This window comes from Litoreibacter halocynthiae, from assembly GCF_004365635.1.
Classification (GTDB): domain Bacteria; phylum Pseudomonadota; class Alphaproteobacteria; order Rhodobacterales; family Rhodobacteraceae; genus Litoreibacter; species Litoreibacter halocynthiae.
Genome location: NZ_SOBH01000001.1, coordinates 245,737 through 260,626, shown reverse-complemented (window position 1 = coordinate 260,626; position 14,890 = coordinate 245,737). Strand labels below are relative to the sequence as shown.

At 59.5% G+C, this 14,890-nt stretch carries 13 protein-coding genes; 3 read left to right on the top strand and 10 right to left on the bottom strand.

Annotated features, from left to right (window positions below; translation table 11 throughout):
- Window positions 1–10: 10 nt before the first annotated feature.
- On the top strand, window positions 11–2,200 hold the full coding sequence (locus BDE40_RS01260) for a 3-hydroxyacyl-CoA dehydrogenase NAD-binding domain-containing protein (RefSeq protein ID WP_134012090.1): 2,190 nt from the start codon (window positions 11–13) through the stop codon (window positions 2,198–2,200).
- An 82-nt stretch (window positions 2,201–2,282) separates the two neighbouring features.
- On the opposite strand, the gene BDE40_RS01255 is transcribed toward BDE40_RS01260, so the two are convergent.
- Window positions 2,283–2,897 (bottom strand): Hint domain-containing protein, encoded by a 615-nt coding sequence (locus tag BDE40_RS01255; protein ID WP_134012088.1) that lies wholly within the window; start codon window positions 2,895–2,897, stop codon window positions 2,283–2,285.
- 113 nt (window positions 2,898–3,010) lie between these two features.
- Window positions 3,011–3,655 carry a sulfotransferase family 2 domain-containing protein gene (locus BDE40_RS01250; RefSeq protein WP_134012086.1) on the bottom strand — a complete coding sequence of 215 codons (645 nt, stop codon included), beginning with the start codon at window positions 3,653–3,655 and terminating at the stop codon, window positions 3,011–3,013.
- A gap of 114 nt (window positions 3,656–3,769) precedes the next feature.
- On the opposite strand from BDE40_RS01250, the gene BDE40_RS01245 reads away from it, so the two are divergent.
- Window positions 3,770–5,395 (top strand): AMP-binding protein, encoded by a 1,626-nt coding sequence (locus BDE40_RS01245; RefSeq protein ID WP_134012084.1) that lies wholly within the window; start codon window positions 3,770–3,772, stop codon window positions 5,393–5,395.
- A 116-nt stretch (window positions 5,396–5,511) separates the two neighbouring features.
- Complete coding sequence (locus BDE40_RS01240) at window positions 5,512–6,528, top strand: hypothetical protein (protein ID WP_134012082.1); 1,017 nt, start codon at window positions 5,512–5,514, stop codon at window positions 6,526–6,528.
- A 14-nt stretch (window positions 6,529–6,542) separates the two neighbouring features.
- Here BDE40_RS01240 and BDE40_RS01235 read toward each other — a convergent pair whose 3' ends face one another.
- The 8 genes from BDE40_RS01235 to BDE40_RS01200 form a co-directional block, all read right to left on the bottom strand.
- Window positions 6,543–7,466, bottom strand: coding sequence for a hypothetical protein (locus BDE40_RS01235; protein ID WP_134012080.1), 924 nt, complete (start codon window positions 7,464–7,466; stop codon window positions 6,543–6,545).
- Between the two features lie 68 nt (window positions 7,467–7,534).
- Window positions 7,535–8,173 (bottom strand): uracil phosphoribosyltransferase, encoded by a 639-nt coding sequence (upp, locus tag BDE40_RS01230; RefSeq protein ID WP_134012078.1) that lies wholly within the window; start codon window positions 8,171–8,173, stop codon window positions 7,535–7,537.
- A complete protein-coding gene (locus tag BDE40_RS01225) occupies window positions 8,170–9,141 on the bottom strand; it encodes an adenosine deaminase (RefSeq protein ID WP_134012076.1) in 972 nt (323 codons plus the stop codon). The genes upp and BDE40_RS01225 overlap by 4 nt, the downstream gene beginning before the upstream one ends.
- Entirely contained in the window at window positions 9,138–10,277 is a 1,140-nt protein-coding gene (locus tag BDE40_RS01220) for a phosphopentomutase (protein WP_134012074.1), read from the bottom strand. The genes BDE40_RS01225 and BDE40_RS01220 overlap by 4 nt, the downstream gene beginning before the upstream one ends.
- The gene (locus BDE40_RS01215) at window positions 10,274–11,587 is read right to left on the bottom strand and encodes a thymidine phosphorylase (protein WP_134012072.1); all 1,314 of its coding nucleotides are present in this window, start codon (window positions 11,585–11,587) and stop codon (window positions 10,274–10,276) included. Before BDE40_RS01215 ends, BDE40_RS01220 begins: the two co-directional genes overlap by 4 nt.
- A 2-nt stretch (window positions 11,588–11,589) precedes the next feature.
- Entirely contained in the window at window positions 11,590–11,979 is a 390-nt protein-coding gene (locus tag BDE40_RS01210) for a cytidine deaminase (protein ID WP_134012070.1), read from the bottom strand.
- A gap of 141 nt (window positions 11,980–12,120) precedes the next feature.
- Window positions 12,121–14,016 carry a propionate-CoA ligase PrpE gene (gene prpE, locus BDE40_RS01205; RefSeq protein WP_134012068.1) on the bottom strand — a complete coding sequence of 632 codons (1,896 nt, stop codon included), beginning with the start codon at window positions 14,014–14,016 and terminating at the stop codon, window positions 12,121–12,123.
- Between the two features lie 82 nt (window positions 14,017–14,098).
- Window positions 14,099–14,839: a DUF533 domain-containing protein gene (locus BDE40_RS01200; protein ID WP_134012066.1), complete on the bottom strand. Its 741-nt coding sequence runs from the start codon at window positions 14,837–14,839 to the stop codon at window positions 14,099–14,101.
- Between the last annotated feature and the right edge of the window lie 51 nt (window positions 14,840–14,890).

The following is a 14,890-nucleotide window of genomic DNA, read 5'->3' as shown; positions in this document are numbered from 1 at the left end:
GATTAGGGATATGACTGACTTCACTATGAAAACAGACGCCGACGGCGTCGCGACAATCACCTGGGACACCGTTGGCAAGTCCATGAACGTGATGAACCAGCAAGGGTTTTACGACCTTGATGCGCTGGTTGATCAGGCACTGGCAGATGATGCCGTCAAGGGCATCATCATCACATCCGGCAAGCCGGACAGCTTTGCGGGCGGCATGGACCTCAACATCATCGCCAAGATGAAGGAAAGCGCGGGCGACGACCCTGCCCGCGGCCTGATGGACGGGCTGATGGCAACCCATGCTGTCTTACGCAAAATCGAGCGCGGCGGCATGGACGATAAGAACAAGGGCGGCAAGCCGATTGCCTGCGCCATGCAGGGCACCGGCCTTGGCATCGGGTTCGAGATTCCGCTGGCCTGCCACCGCATCTTTGTGGCCGACAATCCGAAGGCCAAGATCGGCCTGCCGGAAATCATGGTCGGCATCTTCCCCGGCATGGGCGGCACCACCCGTGTGACTCGCATGTTGGGCGCGATGGGGGCCTCGCCGTTCCTGTTGGAAGGTAAGCTGTCGAACCCGCAGAAGGCCAAGGCCGCTGGTCTGGTCCACGAAGTTGTGCCAGCTGACGAGTTGCTGTCCGCCGCGAAAGAGTGGGTTTTGTCTTCGCCCTCCATCGTTAAACCATGGGACGAAAAGGGCTACAAAATGCCCGGCGGCGCGCCGTACCACCCTGCGGGCTTCATGACCTTCGTTGGTGCATCCGCCATGGTCAATGGCAACACCAAGGGCGTCTACCCTGCTGCAAAAGCGCTGCTGTCGGCAGTCTATGAAGGCGCGATGGTGCCGTTTGATACCGCGCTGAAGATCGAGGCCCGCTGGTTTACTAATGTGCTGCTGAACCCGAGCTCCGCCAACATGATCCGGACGCTCTTCATCAACAAGGAAGCACTGGAAAAAGGCGCTGTGCGCCCTGACGTGGCAGACGAGAAAGTTAAAAAGGTCGGCATCATCGGTGCAGGCATGATGGGCGCTGGCATTGCGCTGGTGTCTGCCATGGCTGGTATCGAAGTGGTGCTGATCGACGCCAAGCAGGAATCTGCGGACAAGGGCAAAGCCTACACCGCTGACTACATGGACAAAGGCATCGCGCGCAAGAAAGCGACGCCCGAGAAGAAAGAGGCCGCACTGGCCCTGATCACTGCGACCACCGATTACGCCGCCCTCAAGGGCTGCGATCTGATCGTGGAAGCGGTGTTCGAGGACGTCGGTGTCAAAGCCGAGGTTACCAAGAAGGTGCAGGATGTTGTTGGTCCTGACTGCATCTTTGCAACCAACACTTCGACCCTACCGATCACCGAGTTGGCGAAGGCGTCCGAGAGCGCCGAGAACTTTATCGGCATCCACTTCTTCTCGCCTGTCGAGAAGATGATGCTGGTCGAGATCATCAAAGGCAAGGGCACTGGCGACCGTGCGGTGGCGAAAGCGTTGGACTTCACCCGCCAGATCCGCAAAACGCCGATTGTGGTCAATGATGCGCGCTTCTTCTACGCCAACCGCTGCATCATCCCCTATATCAACGAGGGCATCCGCATGGTCAAAGAAGGCGTGAAGCCTGCCTTGATCGAAAACGCGGCGAAGCTGGTCGGCATGCCGTTGGGCCCGCTGCAACTGGTGGACGAGACCTCCATCGACTTGGGGGTGAAGATCGCAAAGGCCACCAAAGCCGCTATGGGCGACGCCTATGACGACGCAGTGGACGAGTTGCTGTTCTGGATGGCGGACGAAGGCCGCTTGGGCCGCAAAACCAACGCAGGCTTCTACGAGTATGATGCCAAAGGCAAACGCCAGTTGCTGTGGGATGGCCTTGAGGCCAAGTATCCCGTGGCAGATGAACAGCCTGATCTGACCGAGGTCCAAAACCGGCTTTTGTTCGCACAGGTTCTGGAGGCTGTGCGTGCCATCGAGGAAGACGTGTTGATGGACATCCGCGAGGGTGACGTGGGTGCGATCCTAGGCTGGGGCTTCGCGCCTTGGTCCGGCGGGCCACTGTCATGGCTCGACATGGTCGGCACACCGTGGGCGGCGGAAACCACTAACGCGCTGGCTGACAAGTTCGGCGAGCGGTTCAAAGCGCCTGATCTGCTGGAAGATATGGCGAAGAAGAACCAAAGCTTTTACGGGCGGTTTGATCCCGCGAAAGCAGCCTGACCCGAAAACGAGAAAGCCCGGCCTAGTGCCGGGCTTTTTTCTTGAGCGGGACCAATTTCTTCAAGAGAAACTCTGGATCGTTCTAAATCCAGCCTGCAGCCACAGGGCGGGCGCGGGTTTTACGGTCGCTCTCGCCCATGTTGCGCGTCAGAAGGCGGGACTGACGGTCGTTGAGCGGAGTGAAACGCAGCAACCCGTTTGGTGCTGGCAGGTCGATAAATACACCGCCTTCGACAACCAAAGTCTCGGCCCCTTCGAAGCGGATCGTGACATGGGTCAACTCCCCCTTCACACGGGCGCGGGCAATGCCGCGATAGCCGATGAGGTTTTCTGCCCGAACGGTCACGCAGGCTTCGCCGAACAAAACGCCTGCGGCGTCATCTTCGATGACAAGGCGCGTGTCCGGAGACACCATCATCGCATGGTCGTTGCCAATTGCACCCTCAGGCACCAGTAACGGCCATTGGCCTGCATTTGCCTTGGCCGAGGCCAGCGACAAGGTCGCAACTTCGATATCGGCAATCACCTGTTCGCCGTTTTCGGCGGTCAGAACCTTATCCCCGACCGAGAGGTCTTCGACACGCGCCCAGCGATGGCGGGTTGCGATCTTGGTTCCTGCGAAAATGCCCGCACTCGGGGCGGTCGAGAGGACCAATGGCTCTACTTTGGAGGCCTTACGGCTAGATTTGAAAAACATGTCCCACACCTGTCAGTTCATTTCTGATTGAGGTGAAGATGCGCCCCGCTCACGTCAGAGGTTGGACCTCAAAAAGGTCATTTTGGGGCGAATTGTGTCCGAATTGGGAACAGTCAGAACCGATAGTCGAAGCGCGCGATGTCCGGCGCGGCAATCTCGGTCATCAAATCACGGTCGGCGGAACTATAGGCATCTTTATACGCCCCGCGCTCCGACCGGTTGTCATGCGGGAACGCACCAAGCCTGCAGCCGATCAACGTTTCCAGCTTTGGCAAGTCTTCGTCGAGATGCTCCAGGCGAACGAATAACGCGCAGTGTTCTTCCCCCTTTGCCGTCGTGACATAGGAGCTGTAGGGCGAGGCCCGCAGCGACACGACGGTTTGCGGGTGATTCAAGAACGGGCTGAAGTCCAAGTCCTGCGCCAAGTGCACCGCTGGATGGTCGAATGATTGTGTTCGTAGCCAGTGGTAGTAGCTGACGACGCGATCCCACGGATTGCGGACCATGGTAAACACGTTTGCCGCCTCGATCCGGCTTTCCGGCACCAGACCTACAATATCGCGCAAGGTCGCGTGCTTCCAAAGCCGCCCGGCGGCTTGCACATCCTTCAACCGCCGCCGCCGCTTTACCGCTTTGGGCGTGTCGCCCAACATGATGTCATCGGCCTTGGCTTTGGCTTCCAATGCCAGCGCCATTGACGTGCCGCCTGTCTTCGGGATGTGTACGAAAATGTAGTTTCGTCCGGGGGAAATTATCATGCGGCCCAATCAATTGTCATACAATTTACCATACCGCGCAGAATTCTACTTCCCAAGTGCATTCGGCTTCGGCACTCTTGTCCCTTAGAGTTACGTGCAACGGGGGAAATGACAATGGGTTGGATGTCGGACGAAACCGGGCTTGAGAAACGTGACGCAAATTACGTTCCCTTGACGCCCCTTTCCCACCTGAACCGCGCACGCGCAGTGTTTCCGGATCGCGAAGCCATCGTCTATGGCACGACCCGCCACAGCTACGCGGAGTATCACGCGCGAGTTTCCCGTCTGGCATCGGCACTGGCAAAGCGCGGGATTACGCCGGGTGACGTGGTCTCGACCGTCATCCCCAACCTGCCTGCACAGGCCGAGGCACATTTCGGTGTGCCTGCCTGTGGCGCTGTCCTCAACACGATCAACACCCGCCTTGACGCCGGAACTGTCGCCTACATCTTTGATCATGGCGCCGCGAAGATCGTGCTGTGCGACACGCAGTTTCTGCCAATGGTCGAGGCCGCGAAGGCCGCCTGCGATGGGGACGGGCCGAGAATTATCGAGGTGCCGGATGATCAGGCGGACTACCCCGCGACAGGTCGTTTTCCAACCTATGAAGAGCTGCTGGCCGAAGGGGATCCGACCGCCCCGTGGCACATGCCCGAGGACGAGTGGGAAAGCCTTGCGCTGAACTACACATCCGGCACCACAGGGCGGCCCAAGGGCGTCGTGTATCACCATCGTGGCGCATATCTGATGACCATGGGTACCGTGATCTCTTGGCGGATGCAGCTTTACCCGAAGTTTCTGGCCATTGTGCCGCTGTTTCATTGCAACGGGTGGAACCACACATGGATGATGCCGGTCTTGGGCGGCACCGTGCATTGCTGTCGAGATGTGACTGCCAAAGCGATTTACAGTGCTATTGCGGATGAAGGCGTCACCCATTTCGGCGGCGCGCCGATTGTGTTGAACATGATTGTGAATGCGCCGGAGGCGGAGCGGAAGTCGTTTGACCATCTGGTCGAGGTCTTTACGGCGGGCGCTCCCCCTGCCCCGACCACGCTGGCGGCAATCGAAGCACTTGGCTTCAATGTGACCCATGTCTACGGCCTGACCGAAACCTACGGCCACATCACCGAATGCCTTTGGAACCCCGATTGGGACACCCAGCCGGATGCCGACAAAGCCGCGCTCAAATCCCGCCAGGGTCTGCCGATGCCGATGATGGAATATGTGACGGTTGTTGATGACCAAAACGAGCAGGTGCCGATGGATAAGACCACCCAAGGCGAAATTGTCATGCGCGGGAATTCGGTGATGAAAGGGTACTACAAAAACCCTGCAGCCACCGAGGAGGCCTTTGCGGGGGGGCATTTCCATTCCGGCGACATCGCCATTCAGCACGCTGATGGCCATATCCAAATCGCGGATCGCGCCAAGGATATCATTATTTCGGGTGGTGAAAACGTCTCGTCGGTGGAAGTTGAAAGCGTGTTGATGTCCCATCCGGCTGTTTCGCTTTGCGCGGTGGTGGCCAAACCCGACGACAAATGGGGCGAGGTTCCTTGCGCTTTCGTTGAGTTGAAACCCGGAGGGACGGCATCCGAGGCTGATCTGATCACGCATGTGCGTGCGCAACTGGCAGGCTTCAAGACACCCAAGCAGGTCCTGTTTCAAGACCTGCCCAAGACCTCTACGGGCAAAATCCAGAAATTCGAGCTGCGTCATTTGGCAAAGTCACTGTAACCAGCGACGTGGCGCGCGTGAAAAGACCGAGCGCGCCGTTCAAACACGTTGAGCAAGAATCACTTTCAAGCTATCGTTTCCCCACACAATAAAAAAAGAGCAGGCAGCCGCGTAAAATGACGGCGTTGAAAGAGTATGATCGTCTGGAGTCGACAGGGATCTGGCGCGAAAGCCCGGACGCCCAGCGTCGTGACGTTCTGATTTCCTTCGGCGATGCCACTCTGATCATCCGTGACAAGACCGACACCGCGCTGGCCCATTGGTCCTTGCCTGCAATTGAGCGTCTGAACCCCGGTGCGCGGCCCGCGCTGTTCCGCCCCGGTCCCGACGCGGGCGAGGAGTTGGAACTTGAAGACGGCACACTCATCGACGCAATCGAGAAGGTCCGGCGGACCGTTGCGCGACGACGCCCGCATCGCGGCCGCCTCCGGCTTTATATCTTTACAGGATTGGTTGCCGCCATTGGCGCGCTTGGCTTCTTCTGGCTGCCGGGCGCGTTGGTGCGCCACACGGTGACAGTCGTGCCAGAGAGCAAGAGGCTTGCCATTGGGACCGCGCTTCTGGGGCACATGACCCGACTTACCGGAGACACCTGCCGCTCCAACCTTGGCACCGCCGCCTTAGCACGACTGAAAGCGCGGGTCTTGGGAGACGGGCTGCGCAAAGCATATGTGGTGCCATCTGGGCCGGAGGGTTCATTGTCGCTGCCCGGCGGGTTGCTGCTTTTGAACCGCACGGTCGTCGAGGATCATGATGCGGCGGATGTTGCAGCGGGCTACATGCTTGCGGCCAGCGAGCAGGCCCGCATGGTTGATCCGATGGAGCTATTGTTGAAAGAAGCCGGAGGAGCCGCGACGTTGCATTTGCTGACCAGTGGTCAGATTGAGGATGACGTGCTGCGCGACTACGCCGAGACGCTTCTGTCGACCGAGCCGCCTGCGCTCAACACCGATGTGCTGCTCGACCGGTTTGCCACTGCGAAAGTTGCGGCCAGCCCTTACGCGTATGCAGTAGATGTCACTGGCGAGAGCACAATTGATTTGATCGAAGCCGACCCATATCGCGGAATTGAAGCGCCGCGACTTATCTCGGACGGAGATTGGATCAGCCTTCAGGAAATCTGCGCGGAATAGCCCGCGACGCCGGCTTAGAAGATGCCGAGTATCCGTTTTTGCTTGGCCGTAGCGCGCTTTCCGGTCGACGGGTCGATCAGATACTGTGGCACCGTGTTGGACCACACCAAGCTCATCTGCGCCTTACCGGATGTTGTGCCCACACCGCGCAACGGGTTCAAGCGGTCATCGTCCCAGGCCCTCTTGTAGCCCTTGGGAACGGGCATCCGCGCCTCTGCTATTCTGCGGTTCGCGCCTTTCGGGCCAATTCTTTGACCCTGAATATGCTGGTTGTTGCTTTGGGGCGAGACTTCCTCGCGGACAACACTGCGAGACCCGCCGCTTTGCGGACCGCAACGCGCCCCGTCATTGATGAACTGCGAGCTGAACTCGCTGGCACCGCAGCGATAAACGACCCTTGGTTGGACAGTGCCGCGCTTCGGGTTGACCTGCGTGCGCACAGCGCGGGGTTGGGCTTGCGGCGCAGGCGCAGGTGCCACTCTGCGGACCACGCGGGTTTGAGCCTTTGGCACCGCTTTGCGCACGACGCGGGTTTGCGCCTTCGGTGCGGCCTTGCGCACGACGCGCGTCGTTGCCTTGGCAGGTGTAGGGATGACCTTGGTCGTTCTTTTAACGATCTTAGCACCAGCAGGGATGCGTGGAGCTGTCGCCTGACGGACCGCTGCTTTCGGGGCCGCTGGCGCAGCAGTGCGAAGGCTCGGTTGCTGACCACAGACAACTTTGCGAGACCGCGTCACGCGCGGAACCCATGTCACGTTCCCGCTGTAGCCCGCGCGAATATAAACGCAGCCGCGGCTGTCGACATATTGCTTGCCTTTAAAGGAAGCGGGCGGTGTCTCTGCCGGGCCGTTATCACGGCGCAAATTTTGTGCATCAGCACCAATGAGCCCCATGCTCAGCGCCAGTATCGACACGGAAAGCAGTCGCAGAAGTCGCATATCAGTCCCCACTAAATATAGTGGTCACAATGCAACAGCGACACTACCAAGTAAAGTCGGAAACTACCTTATTTTGTGCCAAACATACGGTCACCCGCATCCCCTAGCCCAGGGACAATATATCCATTGTCATTCAAGTGACTATCCACTGAAGCTGTCACAATCGGTACATCCGGATGTGCTTCCTTCATGCGGGCGATGCCTTCAGGCGCGGCCAGCAAGCATAAGAATCGGATGTTTGTCGCCCCTGCTTTTTTTAGCAAATCTATCGCCGCCACGGACGAGTTTCCGGTCGCCAGCATCGGGTCCACGGCGATCACCATCCGCTCGTCCATAAATTCCGGCACCTTGAAATAGTACTGCACGGGCTGAAGCGTTTCTTCGTCACGATAGAGGCCCACGAACCCGACACGGGCGCTTGGGATCAACTCCAACATCCCGTCGAGCAAGCCGTTGCCCGCCCGCAGGATGGAAATCAAAGCCAGTTTGCGGCCTGCCAATGTGGGCGCGTCCATCTCCTCCATCGGGGTTTCGATGCGTTTGGTTTCCATTTCCAGATTGCGCGTGACCTCATAGGCCAGAAACTGGCTGATCTCGCGCAGCAATTGCCGGAACACTGCTGTGGGGGTGTCCTTCTCGCGCATCAAGGTCAGTTTGTGCTGCACCAAAGGGTGATCCACGACGGTTAGGTGAGGGATATCGGTCATGAGGCTGGCTCCAGTGCTTTGAGTAATTTATCGCGGGTCGCGGCGTCGCAGAATGCCGCGTTTGCAGCGGTGACGTTCACCGCGCGAATTGTTTCGTCCTCCCAGCCGAAATGATGACCCAACAGGTCATATTCCTCGCTAAGAGTGGTGTGGAAAAAAGGCGGATCGTCCGTTGATACCGTCACCGGTACACCGCGCTCACGCAGCTTTTCGATCGGGTGCGAGCGCCAGTCGGCGTAAACGCCAAGCGCCACATTCGAGCCGGGGCAGACCTCCAGCACGATCTGGTGTTCTGCCAGATGATCGACCAATGCCGGATCGTCAATGGCCTGAACGCCGTGGCCAACACGCTCCACCTTGAGGTCACGCACAGCCTGCCAGACGCTTTCCGCACCGCCCCACTCACCCGCATGGGTCGTCAGACGAAGGCCCGCCTCGCGGGCCATGTCGAAACTGTAGGCGAAATCGCCCTGCGCGCCTTGCATCTCGTCCCCGCCCATGCCGAAACCGGTGATGAAATCACCTGCCGTTTCGCGGGCGCAAATGGCTGCGGTCTTGGCCTGATCCGGCCCGAAATGGCGAATACAGGTGATGATGCCGCGCATCTCGATCTGGGGAAGTTTGGCAGCGGCTTCCTGCATGGCGTGCATATATTCGCGCCACGCGCCGACATCGCCTCCACCGCAAAAGTCGGGGGACAGGAAAGCCTCGGTATAGATCACGCCCTGCTCTATCGACTGCTCCAGCACTGCGGTGGTCAGGCGGCCAAAATCCTCGGGGCCGGTGAGCACGGTGCATGCGGCCTCGTAAACACTGAGGAACTGCTTGAAGTTCTCGAAGCGGTAGGAACCGTCGTGATTGAACACACCTTCCAGGTTGGTGCCCTTCTCTTGCGCCAATCCACGGATGAACGCAGGTGGAGCAGCACCTTCGATATGCAAATGCAGCTCGATTTTTGGAATGCTCATAGGAAACTCCGCCCCGGACCGCGCTCTGACAGCCCCAAATGATCCGCAACGGATGCGGCAACGTCCACGAACATGACCTGCCCGATATCTTTCGTTCCAACTCCAGCAGCAACAACGGGCACTTGCTCGCGGGTATGTTCGGTGCCCTCCCATGTCGGATCGTTGCCGTGATCCGCGGTGAACAGCATCAAATCACCTGTCCGCAGCTTGGCCAGAATAGGGCCGATGGCAGCATCAAACCATTCCAGATGCGCCGCGTAGCCTTCGGGGTCGCGGCGGTGGCCATAGAGGCTGTCGAATTCCACGAAATTTGCGAAGACCAGAGCACCGTCAGGTGCCTCATCGACCAAGTCTGACAGATGGCCCATGAGCACATCGTCGAACCCTTTGCGGTTTTCGTCGACACCGCGACCAGAGAAGATGTCCCCGATCTTACCGATGCCATAGGTCGCGCGACCGTCGGCCTTGGCCCAATCCAGCAGCGTCGGTGACGGAACCTCCATTGCGTAGTCGTGGCGGTTCTTGGTGCGCTCGAAGCTGGCAGCATCCGCACCAACGAAAGGCCGCGCGATGACGCGCCCCACATTCATCGCGTGCAGGATTGGTGCCATGTGCTGGCAAAGTTGCTGTAACCGATCAAGGCCAAAGCTTTCTTCATGTGCTGCGATCTGGAACACGCTGTCGGCTGAGGTATAGCAAATCGGCTTGCCCGTTCGCATATGCTCCTCGCCCAAGCGTTCGATGATTGCCGTACCAGAGGCATGACAATCGCCCAAGATACCGTCCGTGCCACAAAACTTGGCGACTTCCGCGCTGATCTTTTGGGGGAAACTTGGGGTTGTATCAGGAAAGTAGTGCCAGTCCCAAGGAACCGGAACGCCGGACAGTTCCCAATGGCCCGAGGGCGTATCCTTGCCCAGCGACACTTCGCGTGCAACGCCGTGCAGGCCTTCGGGCTTCACATCGGAAATCCCAACAGCCTGCCCCAACCCCAACCGCATCAGGTTTGGCATTTTCAACCCGACGCGTTCGTGGATATGCAGCAACGTATTGGCGCCTTCATCTCCGAAGCTGGCCGCGTCAGGGGCATGGCCGCAGCCAGCCGAATCCAGAACGACAAGAAAGGCACGGCTCATACTGCCACCCGATCAACGAACAATTCCGGCGCTGCAACTTTCGCCGCCCCGATCTGGAAAGCTTTGCGCACGGCGCGTTCCGCTTTCGCGGCGGCTTCCTCGGTGGCGGCATGGACCATCGCAAGGGGCGTGGTTTTGTCGACGGCATCACCGATGCGTTTGAACGCGGATAAACCAACCGACGGATCGATCTTGTCCATCTCGCGACGACGCCCGCCACCAAGTTCAACCACTGCCAAGCCCAAGGCCCGCGTATCAACCGCACGGATATGACCGGTTGCAAGCGGCAGGACCTCTCGCACGATATTGGCTTCCGGCAAGCAGAAGCGCCAGCTTTGGTCGAAATCCGTGGGGCCGCCCAGATAGGCGACCATGCGGCAAAACTGCTCCATCGCAGCGCCGGATGTGATGGCATCGTTGAGCATGACCCAAGCTGCCTCGGCGTCGACCTTCATGTGCTTGTTGTTGCCCAGAAGCTCTGCCCCTAAAGCGAGCGCTACTTCCCGCAATCGTTTTTGTCCGGTACCGCTGAGGGCTTCCATCACAGCGCGAATTTCAACGGCATTGCCCGCAGCGGTTGCCAATGGCTGCGACATGTCGGTGATCAGGGCGGTTGTCGGGCAGCCCGCACCCGAGGCAACCTCTACCAACGAGTATGCCAGCCGTTTGGCTTGTGCCGCGTCTTGCAGGATTGCACCGTTGCCGGTCTTCACATCCAGCACCAACCCTTGCAGGCCCGCCGCCAGCTTCTTGGCGAGGATCGAGGCAGTGATCAGGTCTATACTGTCCACCGTCGCAGTCACGTCACGGATCGCGTAAAGGCGACGGTCGGCGGGGGCAACCTGCCCCGAGGCACCAACGATGGCACACCCAATCTCACGGACAACATGTTGCAACTTCGATGTGCTGACGTTGCTGGTATAGCCCGGAATGGCCTCCAACTTGTCGAGCGTTCCACCCGTGTGCCCCAAGCCCCTCCCCGACACCATCGGAACGTAGGCACCACACACCGCCAAGGCGGGGGCCAAGACCATCGAGACCGGATCACCGACGCCGCCTGTTGAATGCTTGTCAAGCACCGGGCCAGGAAGCTTCCAGCGCAACACCTCGCCGCTGTCACGCATGCCTTCGGTCAAGCCCACGCGCCCGTCCGCCCCAAGACCTTCCATCGCTACGGCCATTGCGAAAGCACCTGCTTGCGCGTCACTCACGCCAGATTGCTCGGCCAAGGCCTTGCCGAACCAACGGCATTCCGCCGCGCTGACGGGCTGGCGGGTCCGAATTTTGCCTATGATCTGTGCCGCGTCCATAATTATGCCATATGCCCCGCGTCAAACGCGCCGGGCAGCAAGGCAGCCACGGTGGTGTGTTCGAGCGTTCCCGCCGTGGTGGCCAGCGTCACCCGCACGTCACCTGCGGCAAACTCGGCCAGCTTTTGGCGACAGCCGCCACAGGGCGGCACAGGGGTCGGAGATCCGGCGACGACGCAAACCTCCGCGATCTCGCGCTCGCCTGCCGCGACCATGGCGGCGATGGCTCCGGCTTCGGCACAGGTGCCTTCGGGAAAGGCGACATTTTCGACATTGCAACCGACAAAGACCGATCCGGATTTCGTGCGCAGCGCTGCTCCGACCTGAAATTTGGAATACGGCGCGTGCGCGTTCTCGCGAACAGACAGCGCGTGTGGCAGCAAATCAGACATGAATGTCCCCCAAGACGTTTCAGCCGATAGTGAAGCGCGCGGCGCGGAGTTTCAATGCCTCGGTTACGGGGAAAAGCACGGGGTCGGTTAAATTTTCGAAAAGTATGGATTGCGGGCGAGGTTACCCCCGCCCGTGCAGCATCAAGACCCGTGCGGGTAGCCCAAGGTTTTCAGCGCCTCTGCAATCTCGTCAAGGATCGCCGGATCGTCGATCGTTGCGGGCATTTTGAAATCCTTGCCGTCGGCAATCGCCACCATCGTGGCGCGCAAAATCTTGCCGGACCGCGTTTTTGGCAGCCGGTCGACCACGCAAGCCAGCTTGAACGCGGCCACAGGGCCGATCTGGTCGCGGACGCGCTTTACGACCTCTTTGACGATCTCGTCATGGGGACGGTTCACCCCGTTGCTGAGGCAGAGGAAGCCCATGGGCAACTGGCCCTTCAACTCGTCGCTGACACCGATAACGGCGCATTCAGCAACGTCAGGATGACCCGCCAGAACCTCCTCCATGCCGCCCGTGGACAGACGGTGGCCCGCCACGTTGATCACGTCATCGGTGCGCGCCATGATGTAGAGATAGCCGTCCTTGTCGATCATGCCCGCATCGCCCGTTTCGTAGTAGCCTGGGAAGTGAGTGAGGTAGCTTTTGATGAAGCGCTCCTCGGCGTTCCACAGGTTCGGCAACGTGCCCGGTGGCAAGGGCAGCTTGATTGCAATCGCACCCAGCTCACCCGCCTTCATCTGATGCCCGCCCTCGTCGAGGATCTGCACATCGTAGCCCGGCATCGCCACGGTGGGAGAGCCGATTTTGACTTTCATCGGCTCGATACCCATCGGGTTGCCCGCGATGGTGTAGCCGGTTTCTGTCTGCCACCAGTGGTCGATGATCGGTTTTTTGAGATGCTCCTGCATCCATTCGATGGTGTCGGGATCGGCCCGCTCGCCTGCCAGATACACGGTCTTCAGGCAGGACAAGTCGTATTTCTTGATGAAATCGCCATCCGGATCGACACGCTTCACCGCGCGGAAAGCGGTCGGGGCGGTGAAGAAGCTTTTGACCTTATGCTCCTGAATGACCCGCCAGAACGTGCCCGCATCAGGGGTGCCGACCGGCTTGCCCTCAAATACCACGGTGGTGTTCCCGTGGATCAGCGGCGCATAGCAAATGTAGCTGTGGCCGACGACCCAGCCCACGTCAGAGGCGGCCCAGAACACTTCGCCCGGCTCCACGTCGTAGATGTTCTTCATCGTCCAGTTCAGCGCCACCAGATGCCCCGCGGTTGCGCGGATCACGCCTTTGGGCTGGCCCGTGGTGCCGGAGGTGTAAAGGATATAGGCTGGGTGGTCGCCCGAGACGGGGACGCAGTCGGCAGGCTCCACGCCGAACTGGAAGGCGTGCCAGTCATAATCGCGGCCCTCGATAAGTTCGGCGACTTCCTGCTCGCGCTGGAAGATCACGCAGAAATCGGGCTTGTGCTTGGACAGTTCAATTGCGCCGTCTAGCAGCGGCTTGTAATGCACCACCCGACCCGGCTCGATCCCGCAGGAGCCTGCGATGATCGCCTTGGGTGTCGCGTCGTCGATGCGCACGGCCAGCTCATTGGCCGCGAACCCGCCGAACACGACGGAATGGATTGCGCCGAGCCGCGCACACGCCAGCATGGCTTCAAGCGCTTCGGGAACCATTGGCATGTAGATGATTACACGATCACCTGCCTCGATGCCCTTGGCCTTTAGAGCACCCGCGAGGGACGCCACACGGGTTTGCAGCTCGGCATAGGTGATTTCATGCTTGGTATGGGTGACGGGGCTGTCGTAGATGATGGCCACACGGTCACCGTTCCCGGCTTCGACATGACGGTCCACGGCATTGTAGCAGGTGTTGACCTGAGCATCCTTGAACCACTCGTAAAGGGGGGCATTGTCCGAGAAGAGCGCCTTGGACGGGGGCTTTACCCAATCAATGGCATCCGCCTGCTCCATCCAGAACCCTTCCGGATCATCAAGCGAGCGTTTGTAGATTTCGGCATAGTTCATTTGGGGTCCCTCCTCATTCTTGATGCGACTTAAGCGTCAGAACGAGAAGGGTGCAAGTAACACTATGCCACAGTTTGCGCTATCAGCTGTAAAGCCGCTGCACGCCGAAACTGTCGTGAATCTCGTTTGCAGTGGCTTGGCCGATGCCCAGAGCGGTTGCCAGTTCGTGCAGATACTTGGCCTCTTCGCGGTTATCCGGCTCGATGGACATCACAGACATGGAGTAAACCTGCGTCTCCAAACCTTCGGGTGTGTCATTGGCGATTGCCGCGGCATCAACCGGCTCGCTCATGGCTTTGCGCACGAATGCCATGTCGGCCTCGGTGGCGTCCTCGCCGATGGTGGCCATCAGGGTTTCTCGCTCGGTTTGGTCAATTTCTCCGTCACAGCGTGCCGCCATGACCATCGCGCGGATCATCAGACCTGCGGTGTCTTCTTCGTCAGGCTCTTCAACGGGATTATCCTGACTTAGCAGGTCTTCCAGCGAGCCGCCGGAGCCACCGCGTGCCGAAGCCAGCCCGCCAAGCAATCCGCCGATACCGCCAAGGCCTCCTGCCAAACCACCCGTGCCGCCAGAAGCGCCACCTGTAAGGCCGCCCAACATGCCGCCGAGGCCGCCAGAGCCACCGGCCCCACCCGCCATTCCACCAAGTATTCCACCCAAGCCGCCAGTGCTGGCAGTGCCATCGGCAGACGCGCTGCTACCGCCGCCTTTCAGGCTGTCCATAACCTTACCGATACCTCCGGCCTGTTGAACCTTTTGCATCCCCTTGGCGACAGCAAAACCGATGGCAACTTTGGTGACCATATTCATCAATGACATAGTGTGTTCTCCGTATTGGCAGCAGGCCGCCGCAACGGGGCCCTTCCCTTA

What these genes read in the sequence shown, in the direction of transcription:
- BDE40_RS01220 (WP_134012074.1), bottom strand. Translation starts at nt 10,277, where the DNA reads ATGAGCCGTGCCTTTCTTGTCGTTCTGGATTCGGCTGGCTGCGGCCAT.
- BDE40_RS01215 (WP_134012072.1), bottom strand. Translation starts at nt 11,587, where the DNA reads ATGGACGCGGCACAGATCATAGGCAAAATTCGGACCCGCCAGCCCGTC.
- BDE40_RS01250 (WP_134012086.1), bottom strand. Translation starts at nt 3,655, where the DNA reads ATGATAATTTCCCCCGGACGAAACTACATTTTCGTACACATCCCGAAG.
- prpE (WP_134012068.1), bottom strand. Translation starts at nt 14,016, where the DNA reads ATGAACTATGCCGAAATCTACAAACGCTCGCTTGATGATCCGGAAGGG.
- upp (WP_134012078.1), bottom strand. Translation starts at nt 8,173, where the DNA reads ATGACCGATATCCCTCACCTAACCGTCGTGGATCACCCTTTGGTGCAG.
- BDE40_RS01260 (WP_134012090.1), top strand. Translation starts at nt 11, where the DNA reads ATGACTGACTTCACTATGAAAACAGACGCCGACGGCGTCGCGACAATC.
- BDE40_RS01255 (WP_134012088.1), bottom strand. Translation starts at nt 2,897, where the DNA reads ATGTTTTTCAAATCTAGCCGTAAGGCCTCCAAAGTAGAGCCATTGGTC.
- BDE40_RS01200 (WP_134012066.1), bottom strand. Translation starts at nt 14,839, where the DNA reads ATGTCATTGATGAATATGGTCACCAAAGTTGCCATCGGTTTTGCTGTC.
- BDE40_RS01225 (WP_134012076.1), bottom strand. Translation starts at nt 9,141, where the DNA reads ATGAGCATTCCAAAAATCGAGCTGCATTTGCATATCGAAGGTGCTGCT.
- BDE40_RS01240 (WP_134012082.1), top strand. Translation starts at nt 5,512, where the DNA reads ATGACGGCGTTGAAAGAGTATGATCGTCTGGAGTCGACAGGGATCTGG.
- BDE40_RS01245 (WP_134012084.1), top strand. Translation starts at nt 3,770, where the DNA reads ATGGGTTGGATGTCGGACGAAACCGGGCTTGAGAAACGTGACGCAAAT.
- BDE40_RS01210 (WP_134012070.1), bottom strand. Translation starts at nt 11,979, where the DNA reads ATGTCTGATTTGCTGCCACACGCGCTGTCTGTTCGCGAGAACGCGCAC.
- BDE40_RS01235 (WP_134012080.1), bottom strand. Translation starts at nt 7,466, where the DNA reads ATGCGACTTCTGCGACTGCTTTCCGTGTCGATACTGGCGCTGAGCATG.